This window comes from Wolbachia endosymbiont of Madathamugadia hiepei (assembly GCF_013366855.1).
In the GTDB taxonomy this organism is placed as follows: Bacteria; Pseudomonadota; Alphaproteobacteria; order Rickettsiales; family Anaplasmataceae; genus Wolbachia.
In genome coordinates this window covers 1-799 of sequence record NZ_WQMP01000202.1, presented here as the reverse complement: position 1 = coordinate 799, position 799 = coordinate 1, and the positions used below count along the sequence as shown (strand labels likewise).

Sequence of the window (799 nt, the reverse complement as noted above, 5' to 3'; positions counted from 1 at the left end):
GAGTTTATAGGTTAAAGGTTTATAAATTACCTCTTGCAGAGCCAACAGCACGTGGAAGAGCGCTTGTTAATGTATTTCCTCTCACTGAAGGTGAAACTATAACTAACATCATGCCGCTCCCAAGTGAGAATGATGAAAATCAGAATATAGTCTTTGCTACTGCTCATGGAAACATAAGGCGTAACTCTTTAGCAGACTTCCACTATATTCCAAGTAATGGAAAGATAGCAATCAAGCTCGATGAAGGAGACAAGTTAGTGTCGGTTAAAGTATGCAACGAAATTGATCACGTTTTACTTTCAACGACGCTTGGGAAAAGCATCAGATTTGTTGTAAGTGATGTTCGCCAATTCAAAAGCCGCAATTCAGATGGTGTGAGAGGCATCAAACTTGTAAAGAGCGACAGCGTGATATCCATGACCATACTAAACGGTATAGGTGTTACAACAGAAACAAAAGAACTTTACCTAAAAGTTCCACTTGCAAAAAGGCTGGAAGCTGCTACTAATAACGCCATTGATTCTAAGTTAGAAAAGACTTTGAACGATTTGGGAATAGATAGTGAATTATTCTTAAAACTTGCGGTGAATGAGGAGTTTATACTAACCATTACCGAAAATGGCTTTGGTAAAAGAACTTCTGCGTATGAGTACAGAGTAACCAATAGGGGTGGTGTTGGTATCACCAATATTCTTGCTACCAGCAGAAACGGCAGTGTCGTTGCTAGTTTTCCAGTTGAGCAGGGTTACAATATAATGCTCATTACAGATAAAGGAAAGTTAATTCGCATTTCAGTGGA

1 protein-coding gene is annotated in these 799 nt (G+C 38.9%); it reads left to right on the top strand.

Annotation, left to right across the window (positions count from 1 at the left end; genetic code table 11):
- The coding region (locus GO685_RS05365; protein WP_281356234.1) for a DNA gyrase C-terminal beta-propeller domain-containing protein at positions 1-799 on the top strand (799 nt) is incomplete at both ends.